Here is a 17,050-nt window from a genome sequence, read left to right as displayed (position 1 = left end):
AAAAACAGATTGATACAGTATGGGTGAGATTGAAAGTTTCAGGATTTCTGCTACTGCCAATCTCTCCAGTTGCCCAGCAAAGGAAAGTTTCTCAGGCCGTCCTTTGCTGGCAACTCCCAATAGGAGCTAACTTCATCATGCAACTCAAGATTCACCATCGGCGCGTCTGGCGATCGATGATGGCCTGCGGTTTGCTATTGAGCGGATTTGTTGCAGGTCAAGCCTTTACGTCCGGCAACAATGCCGAAGCTTATAGCAGCAGCGATTATAGCCGCGTCAATCAGCATTGCGTGGGCGGCATCAGTTTCAATGTGGCGATCGACTTGGGAACCGCTGCCCAAATTGAAGCCATGCCCGCAGGCACATCGATCGATGCGGTCGCGGCACTGGTGGGCGATCAGCCTTACTGCTGGCTCAATCCGAAGACTTCACCGAGCGGTGTCATGTCTGAGGCATTCGTTTTGCCAATCTGGACTGCGATCCCTGCGCCGCCGCAAGTCCTAATCGTCTACAGCAAAGACAATCGCCTGGTTGACGATGAGCGCTGGGGCGTTGCACCTCCTGACTGGCGCGATCGTGTGGACGATCCACCAATCGAGCAAGCAGCACGATCAGTTTGGAGTGGAGCGGTAGAAGCATGGCAGAACCGCGATCGATCGAGTGATTTACCTGTCACTTCGATCGAGCCATCGATGCCGCAGCAATCCGCTGGCTGTCCGCCTTGCCCAGTGGGAGGTCAGCCCTGATGAAGCGAGTACACTTGTTTTGTCTGATTGCCGCTGCTGTAGGATTGAGTTTAAGCGCTTGTGGCATTGCCGATGATGGCGGAATGCGATCGCCCGTTCCGGTTGCCGCTGGTGGCGGAGGTGCAGCAGCCGGGTCGAGTGCAGTGCGATCCGGAGGTGACTTATCCTCGCAGCCGCTTTACGCCCATCAGCCCAGCGATGACTACAATATTCCCGGAGTTCGCGAAGTTCATGCTGTCTCAGATATTTCGCAGTGTCAGCAGATGTCTCAGAACTTCAAGGCTCAAGGGATTCGGCTCAGGTTGACTCGCGCCAAGCCCACAGGCGATCCCAACCTGCGATATCTGTGCATCTTTGAGGGGCCAGACGCGATCGCCAATCGCTTTGCCGAAGACCGTTACAACAACGCTCAGGAGTACCAGTGATGCTGATTATCTTTCAGGTTTGCCAAGATGACGCTGCCCAAGCGGGCGAACTGCTCGTCAGGGAAGGCTGGACAAAGCAACCACCCCTTGTTGGGGATATAGTTTCGATGGGAACTGAGCGCCACTGGACGATCGTGCGTCTGATGGAATTCGAGCCGATCGCTGAGTTTCAAGTGGTAGAAAGCGTTCTGTTGGCGCACGTCAGCCCAATTGGAATTTCCCCTAAAGGTCAGTGGACATGCGAGCAGGCGAAAGAGCTTTTCCCGCTGCAAAGCTTGGAAGTGGCGCTATCAGCGAAAGGTCAGCCTGCCCTTGAAATTAGCTATGGCATCGAAGGCTTACCGCTGGTGGGTCAGCTATTTACGGCAGAGCCAACCGCTCACCCGACTGCGATGCGCTCTGTGATGCTGCCTTGGATGGTCGATCGAATTGAGAAATATGTGTCGGTATCAGAATCACCCTACACCGCAATTCATCTGTGCTGGTGTGTGGCGATGAAAGAAATCGTCGCTGCATGAACTTCAAGTTTGGCAGCAGATAGCCTTGAAAGGTTAGAGCCGAACTCAATTAACACCCCGTTGCCATCTAGGGCATCTATCGTGAATTCCCAAGCGCGATCGCTTGTCACACAAGATAACTGATCGCGCTTCGATAGGAATTGTGCTTCAAATTATCTTTTGCAGGCTGGCGTATGTAGAAGTTCATCTGTATTGCTGCCTTAAAAGTGAGCGGGTTTCAAAGTTGATAAGTCAGATAAATATCGACGCGCAAACCTTTTAGACTTAGTATTTTTCCAAGTGCTTTTAATCGATACATACCTGTTCGCAGTCTGATCCAACCCCTGTGCAATCATCGCTACCCCTACACCTACTGTTAGAGGAGATTGTACTGCTACCCAAACCCCTGCGCCGAATGATAAAACACCAGTACTGAGTAGCAGAATATCGTCAGCAAAGTCTTTCAATATATTATCAGGAGACTCTGAAAACCGTTCGAGATTACCAGCTTCAACGCTAGATAAGAAATTATTTAATTCAAGATGAAAAGCTTTTTGCTTCTCTCTAAATCCTGATCTATTGCGATGGCGAATTATGTCTTCTAGACTTAAACTACTCAGGTTTGCTGGAAGCTTCAAATTTAGAACGCATTGAGCCGCTTCAACAACATGTTCGTCCGTAACATTGGCCTTTCGCGCAAAAATAGAGAATTTATCAAGAAACGGATTATCTGTGATAGCAGAGATCCCTCTTGCGTCAGCAATTACTTGTGAAAGAATGGTCATGTAAATCCATAATACGTCGCGATGCAATTGAAGCCCATTTTGGCAAGGTTTTCCTAACTTGTTCTGAATACAAAACTTTTCAAAAACACCAGTGTATTTGTCTCTAAATAGAGTAGCTCGCCAACTCGTTGAATCTTTCCAGATCTGATCAACGTCTTCTCTATGAAATACTTCCGCATAGCGATAGGGGTTGCTGAGAACCTTCTCAATTTCTTCAATGGCATCAAGTGTTGCTCGAAATCCTTCGTCATCTCTTGGTCTATGCATTTCAATTAAATCAGTTTCGTCTTTCAACCTTTGGAATAGTGAACTCAAATATTGATCGCCAGTTTTAGGAATAATTGGATTCAACTTATCTAGATACAACAAGGCAAACTTCAGCCAATCTGGATTCTGAATCTCAAAACCAGGGTAATAGATAAGGTCTTGCATTTTTAGCTATAGCGGCGATATTTACATGCATCAGTTCTATTGCATGAAGTCACTTATGGTCAATGCTTCATCCACTATTTCTGCTCTCTCACGACTGCTAGGACAGCCGATCGTCCTCCAGACTGACATAAAACCGTTTTGCAAGCTTCACAGCCAGCTTTGCTGATCTAGAGTTGAAAGCTGCACCTGAATTCCATCGGCGTTCACTTTAGGTTTTGCCCGTTTTGATCTACCTGAGCCTGTGGCTGAAGATGCCACTCGCACGTCATCGAGCTGACACGGCGCATCGACAGGATCGAGGCCGTACAGCAACATTGGCATTGGCATTGAACAATGGAACCTGAAGAAAACGGTTACGGCACTGACGGCTATGCACAGGGCGTGTGTGGCTCAGAAGCGAGTGGTTGGGGCAGCGAGGCGAATGTGTCCCTCGGCGCGGGAGATAACCCCTGGCAAGTAGACCACATCAGCAATCCGCTCCAGGAAAATCTCTACGCCGCTGACTCGATCTTTGATACGCCTTTTAACGAGACGCCCAGCAATCCAAATCCACACAGCCCAACGAGTGAGGGGTTGGGGTACAGCTTCGACACGGGCGGCGAGGCTTGGGGCGATCGCACCGCGTCGGATTGGGAACGTTAGCCAAGCCAGCCATGAAGATGCGATCGAGTCGAAGCTGGCAGCAGCGCGGACTGCGCCTGGTTGTGCTGCTGCTATGGCTGCTAAGCTGCTGGCTCATGATGCCAACCAGCGCATGGGCGGATGAGGTGCGATTGCCCACGCGCCTGGAGCAAATGCAGGCGGGCAATGATCAAGCGGAGGTGTTGCTCCCCGATTGGAACCAAATTGCGTTCAACCAGCTTCCCGCAATCGCAACTGACGGAGCGATCGATGGGAAAGCGTGGAGCGAGCAGATCGGCTATGACATCAGCCGGGTTTGGCGAGCTGGACAAACGCCTGACGAATTTCTCAAGCTGGGTGACATTGCCGCTGCGCTGCGCCCAGAACTGTTTTCGCTTGAATCAATTGGTTCAGTTCTGGGTAAAACTTTAGAGCAGGCTTCGCTCGCAGACTTTCACCTCGCGGCTAACCAAACGATCGCGCACCTAGTTGAGATTGTGCCGGATTTGGGCAACCGCTTGGTCACAACGGTCAAGCCAATCCTGGCACTGTTTACAGGTCAGAACCTCGTCGATGGTGTAGCGGAAGCGTTAAGTGAGAAGATTTCTGATTTTGGCAGTTTGACGATTGCAGAGGCGATCGATCGCTACCCGGAATTGGGGCAGCGCTTTCTAGGCGACACTGAACTATTTGGATTTCAAGTGGCCGACCTGCCGAACCTTTCGGGTGTGCAACTTCAGCAGTTCGATCAGTGGCAGTCCAGCTTTGTTCAAGAAGTTCCTGGCCTTGCTGCCGTGCCGCTTGGACAATTTCCCCGACCGATGGGCGTGGATGTCGCCGGAATCGTGATGCGGATTGACATGATTTACAACGTGGCCGAGAACCATCGTCAAACCACAATTTCCGGGTCGGACGTGGATGGCTTTGCCGTTCCCTGTCAGGTTCGAGACTGTGCCTATATTGAACTCGATGATCTCGAAAACGAGGGGCGCAGCGTTCGCGGCGCGATCGAAGGCAAACAGTGGGTGTCCGGTAAATATCAAGAAGTCAACGGTGGGCATGGTCTGCTCACAGCAGTGGGTGGCGGCAAAGAACCGACGGGGCGCTTACCGTTTGGATCGCTGTTCAAAGTTGTGGTGATGGAGCCAGATGAAACGCAAGATAGCGTCGATACCGCGCTGTTCTTTCGCGCCTGTGGGGGTTCGTCTGGATGTACGCCCTACATCATCGGCCCAATTCCATTCTTCACCTACCGAGTCAACGCCAAGATGTTTGTCGGATTGCTCACACAGCTTAATTCAGAAATCGACACCTCTACGCCAACGGGAGCGCAACGCAACGGCGATCCGGGTCGCTACGGCAGCTACGATCCCAGTGCGATCGATTGCTACGATGCGAACGGACAGCCGACGCAGTCCGCTCCCGTAGCGGGTGGAACCGTGCAGGGGGTGGACATCGATCGCATGGCGCGGGCAATTCAAGCGATCGAGAGCGGCGGCAACTACAACGCCGTTGGTCCTTACGGCTGTGCGGATGGTGGGCGCAACTGCGGGCGCGGGCTAGGGCGCTACCAGTTTATGAACTACAACGAGTTTGCTGCCCAGACGATCGCCCGGAAATCTGGCGGGCAAGCGTTTCTCGATCGGGTGCGATCGGGTCAGCGTCCGACGCAAGCTGAGATGATGCAGTTCTTTCCGCCCGCTGACCAGGAGCAAGCCTTTCGCAATTCGCTGAGCGCTTTGGCGCAACGAGCAAGCCGTCAAATCGATCCAACAACGGGTAGACCGTTTACGAGCGGGCGCTTGGTCGAGCGGATTGCTCAGATGCATCATGGCGGCGCGTATTCACGCATCGACAGTCGCGCTTCAGATGGCAACATCACCACGTACCAATACGGAGTTCGCGCCCGACAAAACTATGAATCAGGCGGCGGGGCAGTTTCCAGCAGTGCCAGCGGTAGCCTTGGCGCTCCGGGCAGCGCTTGCACAGCACCGGGCGGCACAAACTCTGCCACGACAAACGGCGATGGCGTTGCACATGGCCGCATGATTCATCCGCTTCCGGGCACACGCACGGGCAGTCCGTTCGGCTGGCGCGTCCACCCGATTTACGGCGATCGCCGGATGCACGCCGGACAAGACTTTCCCGCTCCTCAAGGCACACCCATTCGAGCCGCAGACGGCGGGCGCGTGATCTATGCAGGTCGAATGCGCGGCTATGGCAACATTGTCATCCTCGATCACGGCAACGGCCTTCAAACGCGCTATGCCCACATCCGCGACGGCGGCATCCAGGTACGAGTCGGTCAAACGGTGAGCCAGGGACAGACGATCGCCCAAGTCGGCAGCACAGGCGGTTCAACCGGACCACACCTGCACTTCGAGGTGCGCCGTAACGCTCAAGCGGGAGTCGTGTCTGGAACCCCCGTCAACCCCATGCCCTACATTCGTCCTTAAGGAGAAATTGATGATGAAGTTCAAGTGGAGTTTGAGAATTGCCAGCGCGATCGCCACCTGCGCGATCGTGCTAATGACGCCGCAGCTTGCCCGATCGCAATCAGCGCAGACACCGCTTCCGGCTGTAGCGCGATCGTGCATCAACTCAACCTTTGTGGCTCGATACAGCTTGATCGGCACAACGCAGGTAGCAGGAGAAACGTTCTACCTGCTAGAAACCTTTGAGCAAGGTGAAACCGCACCGGAATTTGCCGACACCCTGGTCATCTCAGTTGCAAATCAACGCTGTCGAGAGCGCTACTTCGATCCCAGCGGTGAAGGTGGGTCACTGTCGAGCGCGATTCCGCAAGCGGCGGCGCGTCAACTCACGCTGCAAGCGTATCAGCGTGAAATTGCTCAGGTGGGACGATCGCACGTCCAGCAAACCATTGATGATCTCGCCGCCGATGCTCAAGGCGTGGTGACTTGGCCGGATGAAGAAGTCTGGGCAATTCGGCAGCTCGGCTTGAGACTGCCTGCAAATGTGCGGGTTGCTCCCCAGTCGGGAGGTGTGCAGCGATGAACCGAATAGAATCGAGCGCTCCTCCAGCAGTTGAAGAGGCTGAGACGGGCGCGATCGCCGTGTCTGCCTCTCCACCTGCGAAACCCCGACTCGACGCAGATTTGCCGCCACCGCCGCTGTGGTTAAAGCGAGCCGCAAAATGGTTTCGAGTCGGCTTTGGCCTATTTCTCTTCGTTTCACTGCTGTTAGGGTCGATGGGCTGTAGTCGATCGAATGCGTCAACTGTGCCTTGGCAATCGGCAACGGCGATTGGACTGAAGCACGAATTTCTCACAACGATCGTGACCGAAAATAGCTCATTCACTCAACAAGAGACGACAGCGGAACTCAAGCACCTGCGGGTATGGCGCGTTCCCGCTCGTGGCGGCAGGCTGCTCATCTTCGATTTTAATGACGCGGGCTTGTGTGGTGCGGCAGGCTGTCTCTACTTGGGATATTGGCAGCAGGGCGATCAGATGCAGGCAGTGCTGAACCAATATTTTGATCCTGCCCTGCCACCCGATAAACCGCTGTTTGAGGAGCGCCAGTGCGATTCGGATCGCCCCTGTCTGCGCGTTTGGCAGAGCGAGGGCGATCGACTGCGATCGATCGACTGGGCGTTTGACGGCAGCCACTACGAGATCGTCGAAAGTCGTCTATACGAACTGCCGCCGGATGATTAGTCGAGGTCGTCCTCGTCTTCGTCTTCGAGATCGAAGTCGTCCTCGTCTTCACGCTCATCATCAGCCGTGAAGTCGTCTACGTCGTCCTCAACCTCTACATCCACCGCTTCCACGTCGATCGCATCCCCAGCTTCATCAGCAGCATTAGCGGCAGCAGTCGGCAGCGCCTTGGCTGATTGCGCCTCGGCGATCGCAGGCAGCGCATCGAGGTTGCCCAAGATATCGGCGATCGTGCCTCGAATCACTTTGACCTGCGCCATCCCTATGCTGTCACCCAGCAGGTACTGGTCATAGTTGCGTCCAGTGATGCGCGTCATCTGCCCGACTTTGCAGCACAAGCTTTGGTCTTGTTTGCCTTCGTACTCCGGCTTGAATTCAAGTTCAATTACGACATGCGATCGCCAAGTGTCGCTTTTTCCCTGTGTACGCGATTCGGCGGCATTGGGGTAAAGCTTGGCGGTGATCGCTTCGGCGGCTCCGTAGTATTTCTCCAGGGCAATTTCCAGGTTGACGCGAGCAACGTTCTTAAACGTCACCTTTAGAGGTGTGGTGTGCAGCGGCTGGTTGTTTTCATCGAGAAACACCATCAAGTAGGAGCGGCACAAGCTCATGGTGCGCTTGTTGAAGCGATCGCCAATCTCGCTAGCCCAGCCAAGAATCGTGCGTTTGCCTTCAGCGCGGCGCTTGCGCTCAACAAATAGCTCGGTGTGTCCCAAGATCAGCATCCGCACCTGCATCAGCAACAATCCGGTGATCGGCTCTTTCTTAGGACGATAGGTGTGCAACTGCTTCTTGGTCACTTTGGGCTGCCAGCCACAGGCTTTAAGCTGGTCAACTGGAATCAAGATGCCTGCTGGATCATCGTTGACGACAATGCCGCTGGGAATCGGACGGCGGCGCATCTGGTCATAACGCGCATCAAGCATTTCGGGATCGACCCAGGTACGCAGCCGCTCAACCTCATCGGGGCTGAGGTCTTCTGTCTCTTCGGTTGGCGCAACGGGCGATCGCTCCGGCTTGCGAGGGCGCGAAGCAGTGGCCGTGCGGGTGTTGGGTGGGGTGGAGATAGCCATGCGGCAAAGTCCTTGTAAATCAGCGGTGCTGCCGTGCCGATAGGCACGAATTGGAGGTGTCACCCAGGGCAATGAGGATGCCACAACGACGCCACAAACCTCCCCAACAATCGCGAGTGACGGATTGTGGGCGATAGGGAAAATGTGTTGGGTTTTGGGTTCTGTCGATATCGGTGGCCTGCTAGGTCAGTTCAACAATCTCCAAGGCTACTTGCTGATTGGCGGACTGGTGCTGATGGTGGTGCTGTCGCAAGGAGCAGGAACAGGCGGCGGCAAGATTTCGACGGGCAAGCTTTGCGGCTCGATCGAGAAGGTAGCTGCAACTCGGCAGGCACTGCGGCAGGTGCAAAACATTCGCACACTGCGGCAGTTCCAGCGGCATCCCGAACAGTTCGCCCAGCGCCCCCGCCCCAAGCACAACGAGCTAACGCTGTGGTGTGGAACGCCGCAATACTGGCGGCAGGGCTGGGGACATGAGGCGATCGCGATCGCCCAAACGCTCTTGGGCGCAATGCCGACCGTGTGGCTGCCGGATGCTCAGCGCAGTGCCCTTGTGCTGGGTGCGCCCGGATCAGGAAAGACGTTTAGCGTGATTGACCCGGCGATCGAAAGTGCCTTTCAGCAAGGTGTGCCCTGCTTAATCTATGACAAGAAGGGCGACCAGATGCGCCTGCACGCGCCGCTCGCCTCGCGCTACGGCTATGAGGTATTTGTGTTTGCGCCAGGAGAATCGTTCAGCGGCGTGATCAATCCGCTCGACTATCTCAAAGATGAGCAAGATTCGGTCATGGCTGGAGAAATTGGACAGGTGATTAACCGCAACGCTTCGAGCGGCGGCAAGACTGATGAATTCTTCTCAAAAGCTGGAGATATGCTGGCAAAAGCCCTGTTGCAGCTTGTCAAAGGAATGCCCTCAGCGGAGTATTGCGACATGGCAATGCTGTACGCCGTCATGCAGCTTCCGCAGCTCGTCAAGCGCATCGACCATGCGGTGCAAAGTCGATCGATCGAGCCTTGGGTGGCCGCCAGCTTCAACCAGTTTCTCGCTTCCAAAGAAGCCGAAAAAACGGTGTCGGGAATTTTAACCACCGCCGCCGGAACGTTCTCGTCATTCATCCAGGCCGATTTGCTGCGGGCGTTTTTGGGACCATCGAACATTCCTCGCCGGATCACGGGCAAGCAGGTAATCTTCTTCAAGCTCGATGATGCGCGGCGCACGGTTGTTGGTCCACTGCTCGCAGCAGCTATTCACCTGTGCATCGTGTCAAATTTGAGTACGCCCCGGCCTGACCCGCTAGCTGTGTTTCTCGATGAATTTCCCTCGCTCAAGTTCGACGGGTTCGAGAAGAAAATCAACGAGTATCGATCGAACGGCGGCTGCTTCATTCTGGGGGCGCAATCGCTCAACCAGCTTTACGAAACGTATGGCGAGAAGATGGGGGCAGCGATCGCCAGCGCGTGCAGCACACATATCTTGTTCAATCCAGGCGAACCGAAAACAGCAGAAGAATACTCGAAGCGCTACGGGGAAAAAGAAGTGCTAATCAAAAGCAAGTCCACTAGTCGATCGAGTGGGGCGCAGTCGAGTGTTTCGACCAGCTTCAACGAATCGCTTCAGCGTCTGCCGCTGTTTACCGTAGACCAAATTTTGCGCTTTCCGGCTGGCAAGTGTGTGATCACCAATCCCGGCTACAGCTCAGGCGGTGAAGGGTCAATTCCCTTTCCGGTACGAATTCCAGTTTCCAAGTCGGACAAACAGCGCCGCAAAGACTCTGAGCAGCTTTGGGAATCGCACGTAATGCCCAGCCTCGAATTGCGCGTCGATTCACGCTATCGCAGCGTGGACGATCCGCACAACCAAGCTTTAACGCAGGCGCTTTATGATCGCATGGAACTCGCTGAGCAACTGCTGCCGCTACCAAATGAAACGACGATGCAGCAGGCAACTGGGGGAAGCGGACAGACAGGTTCGATCGATGTGCTGGACTCAATGCGAGACAAATACAAATATCAGTTCCCCGGTTTCTCGAAGACCACACCCCCAAACTAAGAAATAATACGCGAAATAGAAATACCAATCGGCATTAGCAGTCAGGAACAGAAACAAAAATGCTCTAATCAGTTGGTTGCTTGTCTTGTAATCGAATCAAGTAAGCCTACAGTTCAGTTGAAAGATTCCGATCGAAGCTTGAGATAGGATATCTAGCAGGTAGAGTAACTTTGTAATGCCGATAACGTAATACCTAGCATTTCTATGACTCTGACTTTGAATGTTCCTGTCTCTGCTAAACTGACCGACCAGCAGTTCTACGAAATTTGTCAGGCCAATCGAGACTTGAGAATTGAGCGCACTGCAACTGGAGAACTGCTGATCATGCCGCCGACTGGAGGAAACACAAGCAAGCGCAACTCCAACCTCAACGCGCAGCTTTGGTTGTGGAACGAACAAGCAAAACTAGGAGAAGTGTTTGATTCATCTGGCGGTTTTCGATTGCCCAACGGAGCAGATCGATCGCCCGATGCGGCTTGGGTCATATCAGAAAGATGGAATCAACTAACATCAGAACAGCAAGAAAAGTTTCCGCCAATTTGTCCTGATTTTGTCCTTGAGCTTCGTTCTCCTAGTGACTCACTTAAGCCGCTGCAAGAGAAGATGCAAGAATACCTTGATAACGGCGCACGGCTCGGCTGGCTGCTCAATCACCAAGATCGACAAGTTGAAATCTATCGATCGAATCAAGCAAAAGAAATATTAGAATCTCCGGCTACTTTGTCTGGTGAAAACCTGTTGCCTGGATTTATTCTTCGCCTCAATACGTTCTGGTGATTGTCGTTTTACCTACTCAAATTCAAAAGATGGACTCCTCAACCTGGAACTGACTCAGTAGACGACGTACAGCCAACGCAGGCTTGCCAGTAAACTGAATCAGCCACAGCAAATGCTGCGGGGCGATCGCACGAAGATCCTCATCAGGCTGAACTGGCTGGAGCATCTGTGTTGCGAGGTCGAAGCGGTAGAGGATGCCATCGACGACCGGATGACGAAACCAAAATTGGGTGGAGACGATCGCGTCATCATCGGGAATGATGCTTAAGCGCGTGGGATGCAGCACAACTTGGCACTCTTGCAGGTTGATCGTGCGATCGCGCACCATCAGGATTTTGCCCGGATCAAGCCATTTTGCCAAAGGCCGACCCGTGCGCGTAGTAGGAATAATTGAGGGAAGTGTGGCTCTCATAACAGGCAAGCACGAAACAGTAGCACCCTAGTATAGAAGCTATTGTGTCAATTGCCGTTCGTGATGGTTTGGAAGATTGTAGGGGCAGGGCTCGAACCTGCGTCCGGTCGGAAACGAGCCGACTGCTCTACCGCTGAGCTACCCTGTGTCCTATTCTACTCGATCGTTTTGGTCGAGCAAGCGTTCATGATGTTCCTGCAACGTACTGTGATGAATCTCAGCGGCCAGGGGAATCGATCGCTTCGTTGCTTTGCCAGAGAAGAATCCTGCCTGTCGCAACGCCTCAGCAAGCATCGGATTGGTAACGGAAACGCCATGCACCAATTCGGGCGTTGGCGTGAACGGCACAGGCTGACCTGTCGGGCGCGGAACCGTCCAGCCCTTCTGCACCGGATCGACGTTATGTTTGCGACAAACTGATTCAACCAGCGCGAGGTTGCAGGAATGTTGGCCGGATAAAACTTCCCAGGGCAGCGGCAGCTCATTCCAAATCGCGGTGTCGGGGTCGAGCTGTCCGCCCGCGCGGTAGTGCCATGCCACGACATCCGCTGCCATCAGCCGCAGCACTTTGCCAAAGCAAATCGTCTCAAGAATGCCTTCGGCTCCCATCGCATACAGCAGGGAAATCCAGTGATTTCTCGCGGTATTCCAGGCACTCGCTGTATTGTTCCAGGTGCTAGAGTCGTTGCCCCGCCGCACAACCATCGTGGCTCGGTTGATGTTCGATCGCTCCCACACCTGCTGGAGCAGTTGAGCAATTTCTTGAAGAATGCCGTACCACTGCCCCAGCAGTTCTCCCTTCTGGCTGTCGCTCAAGTGCGCCAAAACTTCCTGAGTGGGATAAACCTGTGCGATCGCCCACCAGTTCGTCGTTGCTCGATTGCGGCAACGACGAAACAGCAAGTCAGCAATTTCATCATAGGGACGCTGCTGGCCGTAAATGGTGAATTCGCTTCTCAAGTTCGATTGCGCCGTGTAGTAAGCAATGAAACAGGCGCTATTTTGATCCGCAGAGAAGTCTTCCCACGACAGTCTGTGCGCTAACCCCGACTTACCCACTTTGGTAAACATCAGCTTTTTCAACTCACCAATGAGCTTAGTGAGCTTGGCTTCCATGCGCGTGAGATGGCGAAACAGCTTGTTGTAGCGCCGCTTAGAAATATCCATGCCGCGCTCATGGCGCATCTGCCGATTGAGGCGATCGGCTTTGAAGTCGTTGCGGCCAAACGACTTATGAATCTCCTGGCTGATATGCCGAATGAATTGCTCGACGGCATCTGGCTGATCGCACAATTGCGCCTCGAGCGGATGAGCGGTGGTGAATAGCTCGATCGCTTTGGCAACCTGACGCTGCAAGTCCACAGGCTGAGCAAATTCTTCGAGCATTGAGGTGTAGCCGAAGAAGCTTTGCCGCAACGAGCCTTTTGCTACTTTTTGCAACCGATCGCGTTCTGCTCGATCGAGCTGATCTTTCGATAGCTCAAGAATATGATCTGCCACATCTTCCGGTCGTCTGCGCTGGTTTAGCGAACGATAAAGCCACTGCATTCGCTCAAAATTTGTCATTCTTCACCTCGTCAACCAGTCAAACAAGCAAGACGCAATCTATTTCTGTTCTACTCCAAAACAATTTCTGCTCCAACTTCACGAATCATCTCTTATTTCCACAGACAAAAGCGATATGAAGCTCGCAATCTGCTCAATTTTGATTACAATCCCGATCGAGAGACAGTCTATTTTGGATATGAACCGTTGAATCCGCCAAGACGTGAGGAGGATGAGGATGTCATTTGACTGGGAAAACTTCACCTACGATGCACTCTGGTTACGAGAGGCGGTGCAGCTTGAAGCGGAGGCGAGTTGTGATATCCAAATCGGCAGCAAGGCAGCAAATGCCTCGATTCGGGCGATCGAGCCTAGCCATCTTCAGACCCAGCTCATCCAAGTAAACCTTCAGTCTTTGGTATTTGGGGAACTGCGTGCGCTGCTAGTCGAAGCAGATTTGGGAGCTGGCATGGAAGCTGCGTTTACCGAGGGACGACGACGGATTCGAGCAAGACTTCAGCAGTTGACGCCAGAGCAACATCAGTATTTCAAAGCGCTAATTGCAGAGGATTCAAGCTCAACTGAGGCGCGATCGCTGCGACAGGAGCTTTGTTCATTGCTCGACCAAGCTGACTGGCAGCAAATCGCTCAGACCGCAACGGAAATTATTCAAGCCCATCTCTTTGAGCAAGTTGCACTGCGGTGACATCCAGGCAACCGCTGGAAGTGATTGCTACCATTCCCACTTCAGCAAAATTTCCAGATTGTCCAAACGGCGATCGATTTGTTGCAGTGTTGTGAGTGCTTCGGGCGTGAGCTGCTTAACTTGCTCAGTTGAGAGCCAATCATCGAGGCGATCGGCAAAGTAGTTGGCTTGAGACTGAGTGAGCCGATTGAGCAGTATATCTAGTTGAGGCGGGTCTTGTGATTGGGCAGCGGCGATCGCCTGGTTCCACAGGTTTTCGCACTCTGCCAGTTGCTCAGGGGTCAAAGTCATGGGTGAATTCCTTTTCGTTGCAAAGCTTGAGGCGACGAAGGCACAACCGCCCCAAACCGTGAAGATTCGGGGTGAATCTCGCCGCGCTATGATGCAGAAGCAAAAGTGGGTGGCGTAGAGCGTGAGTTCAGATTTTTCAGCAGACTGGGAAGCGCAAGAGCAATTCCGGCATCGCCGTTTGCTTGAGCAGTTGAGGCAAGAACTGCGATCGCAAAAGGCCACTCTGCCACCCCAAAGCTCATTACCCGTTGCCAGTGCTGAGCCAAAGCAGCCTGCACCACCGTTACCGGAGCGATCGGTTCAGTCCCAGAAGCCTGGGAAGCGAAGAATTATCTACGAAGAACGCTGAAGATGCGCGATCCTGACACTGTCGAAGTCAGGCAGCTTGGCTCTTACTTCGCCCGTCGTTCGAGCGATTATGGTTAGGGTGCAAGATTATTTCCAGAATTGGCAATCAAATTGCACCCTAAGAAAGTGGAAGCAGCTTGCTGAAGGGCGATCGCTCCCACAGTGCTAGAGATTGGATGAATTGCAAGCCGGAAAGCTGCACCAAGGCAATCGCTTTTCTTAGGGTGCAAACTATGTCCTGAAAAACCGTGTTAGTTTGCACCCTAACCACAATTAAGCCGCTCTACCGCTGAGGCGAACGATCGCTGTTTCTAGCCGATCGACCTGTCCCTGCCGCAGCGCTACGTCAAGCATGACCAGTTGGTGCAGCGTTTGCGTTAGCGATCGCAGCGATATCGCTTGAATTTCTTGCTTGAGGTAGTACAGGCGGTTGGGGTTGGTCAGATTGCAGAAGTTGGCAATGTCGCGATCGCAAGTGCGATGGGCGATCGCCGCTTTCACCGAGAGCCACAGGCGAAACTGGGTGATCAGCGTGGCGCAAATGACTTGGGGCGAGTCGCCGCGCTGCCGCAGCGCTTCTAAAAGTTCGATCGCTCTGATCGTTTGATGGTCGCGCACTGCTGCCGCCAGTTGCAAGCTTGTGTGCGTGAGTATGGGCACTAGCGATTTGACGACCGATAGTGTCAAAGTCGATCGCTGAGTGTAGAGCTTGAGTTTGTCCAGTTCAGTTGCGGCACGAACCGTATCGTTGCCGATCGCAGTTGCAAGGTAGGCAAGCATGGCCGCTGACAGCTTCAGCCGCTTCGATCGCGCCTGTCGTGCGATCGCCTGCTCAATCAGATCAAGCCGCCAAGGGGGAGTTAGCCAAAACTCTTGCAGCGTTCCGTAGCGCAGCAGCGCTTTAGCAACTTTTAACCGCTTGTCGAATGCGGGCGTGACGACAATTAGCGTATGGTTAAGGGCAATGCGGGGAAGCTGATCGAGCAGGGCAAACTCTTCCTCATTCCACTGCCGCAGAACACAATCAATCACCACGACTTTGCGCGTGTCGCACAAGGGCAGGGTGCGGACTGTGGCGATCGCAGCCGCCAAGTTGCCATCTGGAAAGCGATGGAAGTTGAGCGATCGCCAAGCTGGATCAAGTTTGTGCTGCGCTTGCTCGATCGCCTGCTCGATCGCCTGAGTATCGTCTCCTACCAAAATTAAGATGCTCATGATGATTTCACCCCGCGAATCACAAGCTGTAAATCCTCTTGCCCAAGCGCTTGCATCAGAAATTGCTCAATTCGAGCTTGATGCCGCTGGTAGCGAGCCACCTGATCGGGCGCAACCCGCAAAACGGCTTTATTGTCTTGGTACTGAGTGAACTGAGCCGCTTGCAGCAGCAGCTTGAGTTTGGGAGGCGCGGTGTCGATCGCCTGCTGCCAGCGCTGGGCGGCTGTGGGTTGCGATCGCTTCCGTGCGCCGATCGATCGCTCCGATCGATCCTGCATCATCATGATCAGGGCAGTTTCCAGGTAAACCTCGGCATTGCGGCTATCTTGAGCCGTGTGGCGCAGCCAGGTTTCAAGCTGATGGAGGCGATCGAGGCTGGCATTGAGATCGGCGATCGTCCAACTCGTTGCGATCGCTTTAAGCTTGTCCGGTCGAATCAGGCCACGTAACCACTGCTCGCTCGCATCAGCGGTTTTCAGCAGCAGTAGATCGCGCCAGCACTGAAGCAGGTGCATCAAAATAATGCTTGGCTCAACCTGCTGCTCGACGAGGATTCGCACTTCGCGCAGCACGGCAAACACGCTGCGGCCTGAGAGTGCCTGGATCAGCGGCAGCAGTTGCGATTCGCTCAAAGCGCCGACTTGAGCGGCTACCTGATCGATCGTAATTGCCTCTTGGGGATAGGTGAGGCGCAGCAGGTCGAGCAGTTCAATACTGTCGCGCAGTCCGCAGTTTGCCGCCTGTGCGATCGCATGTAGCGCACCCGCTTCAGTTGGAATCTGCTCACGGTTGCAGATGCGCTCTAGGTAAGCGGCCACCTGATTCGGAGTGGGGCGGCGAAACTCGAATCGCTGACAGCGCGAGACGATCGTGGGCAGCAGCTTGTGGGCATCTGTCGTACAAAGAATGAATACGACATGGCGCGGCGGCTCTTCCAAGATTTTGAGCAGAGCACTGGCAGCGTTGGCGGTGAGGCAGTGCGCTTCGTCCAAGATGAAGACGCGAAACCGCCCGATCGCCGGAGTCAAATGCGCGTGCTGGATCAGTTCACGGGCGTGATCGACGCCGTTGTGGTCGCCGCAGTTGATTTCTTCAACATCCAGACTGGAACTATCTTGGATGCTTCGGCAGGACACGCAAACTCCGCAAGGTCGGTTAGTGGGACGATCGAACTCCAGACAGTTGAGCGACTTGGCAAGGATGCGGGCGGTTGAAGTTTTGCCCGTTCCTCGATGGCCGTAGAACAAATAGGCTTTGTGGATTTGGTTGAGGTCAATGGCGTTGGCGATCGTTTGTCGCAACGCCGATTGTCCGACTACCTGATTGAGCGTTTGGGGGCGGTACTTGAGGGCAAGCGAGACAGTTGCGGTCGCGATCGATTCGGCAGCAGAGTTGGATAGAGATTGAGTTTTCGGCATGGAGTTGGATGAATAGACAAGGGAAAAGC

The 17,050-nt window shown here is 53.9% G+C and carries 18 protein-coding genes and 1 tRNA gene; 11 read left to right on the top strand and 8 right to left on the bottom strand.

What is annotated here, in order from left to right:
* The first annotated feature begins 137 nt into the window (after positions 1 to 137).
* The 3 genes from H6F67_RS26170 to H6F67_RS26160 are packed head-to-tail and all read left to right on the top strand — an operon-like array spanning position 138 to position 1,689.
* On the top strand, positions 138 to 746 hold the full coding sequence (locus H6F67_RS26170) for a hypothetical protein (RefSeq protein ID WP_190769597.1): 609 nt from the start codon (positions 138 to 140) through the stop codon (positions 744 to 746).
* The gene (locus tag H6F67_RS26165; RefSeq protein WP_190769596.1) at positions 746 to 1,171 is read left to right on the top strand and encodes a hypothetical protein; all 426 of its coding nucleotides are present in this window, start codon (positions 746 to 748) and stop codon (positions 1,169 to 1,171) included. The genes H6F67_RS26170 and H6F67_RS26165 overlap by 1 nt, the downstream gene beginning before the upstream one ends.
* Entirely contained in the window at positions 1,171 to 1,689 is a 519-nt protein-coding gene (locus tag H6F67_RS26160) for a hypothetical protein (protein WP_190769595.1), read from the top strand. The genes H6F67_RS26165 and H6F67_RS26160 overlap by 1 nt, the downstream gene beginning before the upstream one ends.
* Positions 1,690 to 1,889: 200 nt before the next feature.
* On the opposite strand, the gene H6F67_RS26155 is transcribed toward H6F67_RS26160, so the two are convergent.
* Positions 1,890 to 2,885: a hypothetical protein gene (locus tag H6F67_RS26155; RefSeq protein WP_190769594.1), complete on the bottom strand. Its 996-nt coding sequence runs from the start codon at positions 2,883 to 2,885 to the stop codon at positions 1,890 to 1,892.
* A gap of 333 nt (positions 2,886 to 3,218) precedes the next feature.
* Between H6F67_RS26155 and H6F67_RS26145 the strand changes: the two genes are divergently transcribed.
* Genes H6F67_RS26145 through H6F67_RS26130 form a run of 4 tightly spaced genes read left to right on the top strand, consistent with a single transcriptional unit; the run spans position 3,219 to position 7,186 of the window.
* A complete protein-coding gene (locus H6F67_RS26145) occupies positions 3,219 to 3,527 on the top strand; it encodes a hypothetical protein (RefSeq protein WP_190769592.1) in 309 nt (102 codons plus the stop codon).
* The gene (locus H6F67_RS27950; protein WP_242020807.1) at positions 3,491 to 5,962 is read left to right on the top strand and encodes a M23 family metallopeptidase; all 2,472 of its coding nucleotides are present in this window, start codon (positions 3,491 to 3,493) and stop codon (positions 5,960 to 5,962) included. The genes H6F67_RS26145 and H6F67_RS27950 overlap by 37 nt, the downstream gene beginning before the upstream one ends.
* A gap of 10 nt (positions 5,963 to 5,972) precedes the next feature.
* Positions 5,973 to 6,524, top strand: a complete 552-nt coding sequence (locus tag H6F67_RS26135) for a hypothetical protein (protein WP_190769591.1) — start codon at positions 5,973 to 5,975, stop codon at positions 6,522 to 6,524.
* Positions 6,521 to 7,186, top strand: coding sequence for a hypothetical protein (locus tag H6F67_RS26130; RefSeq protein ID WP_190769590.1), 666 nt, complete (start codon positions 6,521 to 6,523; stop codon positions 7,184 to 7,186). The genes H6F67_RS26135 and H6F67_RS26130 overlap by 4 nt, the downstream gene beginning before the upstream one ends.
* Here the strand turns inward: H6F67_RS26130 and H6F67_RS26125 are convergent.
* Positions 7,183 to 8,343 (bottom strand): DUF5895 domain-containing protein, encoded by a 1,161-nt coding sequence (locus H6F67_RS26125; RefSeq protein ID WP_190769589.1) that lies wholly within the window; start codon positions 8,341 to 8,343, stop codon positions 7,183 to 7,185. The two genes, H6F67_RS26130 and H6F67_RS26125, sit on opposite strands and share 4 nt — an antisense overlap.
* 58 nt (positions 8,344 to 8,401) lie before the next feature.
* On the opposite strand from H6F67_RS26125, the gene H6F67_RS26120 reads away from it, so the two are divergent.
* Both H6F67_RS26120 and H6F67_RS26115 read left to right on the top strand, forming a co-directional pair.
* Entirely contained in the window at positions 8,402 to 10,309 is a 1,908-nt protein-coding gene (locus H6F67_RS26120; protein ID WP_190769588.1) for a type IV secretory system conjugative DNA transfer family protein, read from the top strand.
* A 204-nt stretch (positions 10,310 to 10,513) separates the two neighbouring features.
* The gene (locus H6F67_RS26115) at positions 10,514 to 11,086 is read left to right on the top strand and encodes a Uma2 family endonuclease (RefSeq protein WP_190769587.1); all 573 of its coding nucleotides are present in this window, start codon (positions 10,514 to 10,516) and stop codon (positions 11,084 to 11,086) included.
* A 22-nt stretch (positions 11,087 to 11,108) separates the two neighbouring features.
* Here H6F67_RS26115 and H6F67_RS26110 read toward each other — a convergent pair whose 3' ends face one another.
* From H6F67_RS26110 to H6F67_RS26100, 3 genes are all read right to left on the bottom strand, one after another.
* Positions 11,109 to 11,498, bottom strand: a complete 390-nt coding sequence (locus H6F67_RS26110) for a hypothetical protein (protein ID WP_190769586.1) — start codon at positions 11,496 to 11,498, stop codon at positions 11,109 to 11,111.
* A 79-nt stretch (positions 11,499 to 11,577) separates the two neighbouring features.
* A tRNA-Thr gene (locus tag H6F67_RS26105) sits at positions 11,578 to 11,643 on the bottom strand.
* Between the two features lie 5 nt (positions 11,644 to 11,648).
* Positions 11,649 to 13,064, bottom strand: coding sequence for a hypothetical protein (locus H6F67_RS26100; RefSeq protein ID WP_190769585.1), 1,416 nt, complete (start codon positions 13,062 to 13,064; stop codon positions 11,649 to 11,651).
* A gap of 217 nt (positions 13,065 to 13,281) precedes the next feature.
* On the opposite strand from H6F67_RS26100, the gene H6F67_RS26095 reads away from it, so the two are divergent.
* Positions 13,282 to 13,749, top strand: coding sequence for a hypothetical protein (locus tag H6F67_RS26095; RefSeq protein WP_190769584.1), 468 nt, complete (start codon positions 13,282 to 13,284; stop codon positions 13,747 to 13,749).
* A 27-nt stretch (positions 13,750 to 13,776) separates the two neighbouring features.
* Here H6F67_RS26095 and H6F67_RS26090 read toward each other — a convergent pair whose 3' ends face one another.
* Positions 13,777 to 14,040 (bottom strand): hypothetical protein, encoded by a 264-nt coding sequence (locus tag H6F67_RS26090; RefSeq protein ID WP_190769583.1) that lies wholly within the window; start codon positions 14,038 to 14,040, stop codon positions 13,777 to 13,779.
* A gap of 121 nt (positions 14,041 to 14,161) precedes the next feature.
* On the opposite strand from H6F67_RS26090, the gene H6F67_RS26085 reads away from it, so the two are divergent.
* Positions 14,162 to 14,389, top strand: coding sequence for a hypothetical protein (locus tag H6F67_RS26085; protein WP_190769582.1), 228 nt, complete (start codon positions 14,162 to 14,164; stop codon positions 14,387 to 14,389).
* A gap of 272 nt (positions 14,390 to 14,661) precedes the next feature.
* Here H6F67_RS26085 and holA read toward each other — a convergent pair whose 3' ends face one another.
* The gene (holA, locus tag H6F67_RS26080; RefSeq protein WP_190769581.1) at positions 14,662 to 15,603 is read right to left on the bottom strand and encodes a DNA polymerase III subunit delta; all 942 of its coding nucleotides are present in this window, start codon (positions 15,601 to 15,603) and stop codon (positions 14,662 to 14,664) included.
* Positions 15,600 to 17,021 (bottom strand): DNA polymerase III subunit gamma/tau, encoded by a 1,422-nt coding sequence (gene dnaX / locus H6F67_RS26075; protein WP_190769580.1) that lies wholly within the window; start codon positions 17,019 to 17,021, stop codon positions 15,600 to 15,602. Before dnaX ends, holA begins: the two co-directional genes overlap by 4 nt.
* Positions 17,022 to 17,050 lie beyond the last annotated feature (29 nt).

The sequence above is a fragment of the Microcoleus sp. FACHB-1515 genome (genome assembly GCF_014696105.1).
Classification (GTDB): domain Bacteria; phylum Cyanobacteriota; class Cyanobacteriia; order Elainellales; family Elainellaceae; genus JAAUTJ01.
Note: the sequence above shows the minus strand (reverse complement) of the source record. Positions and strands in the feature narration are given on the sequence as shown.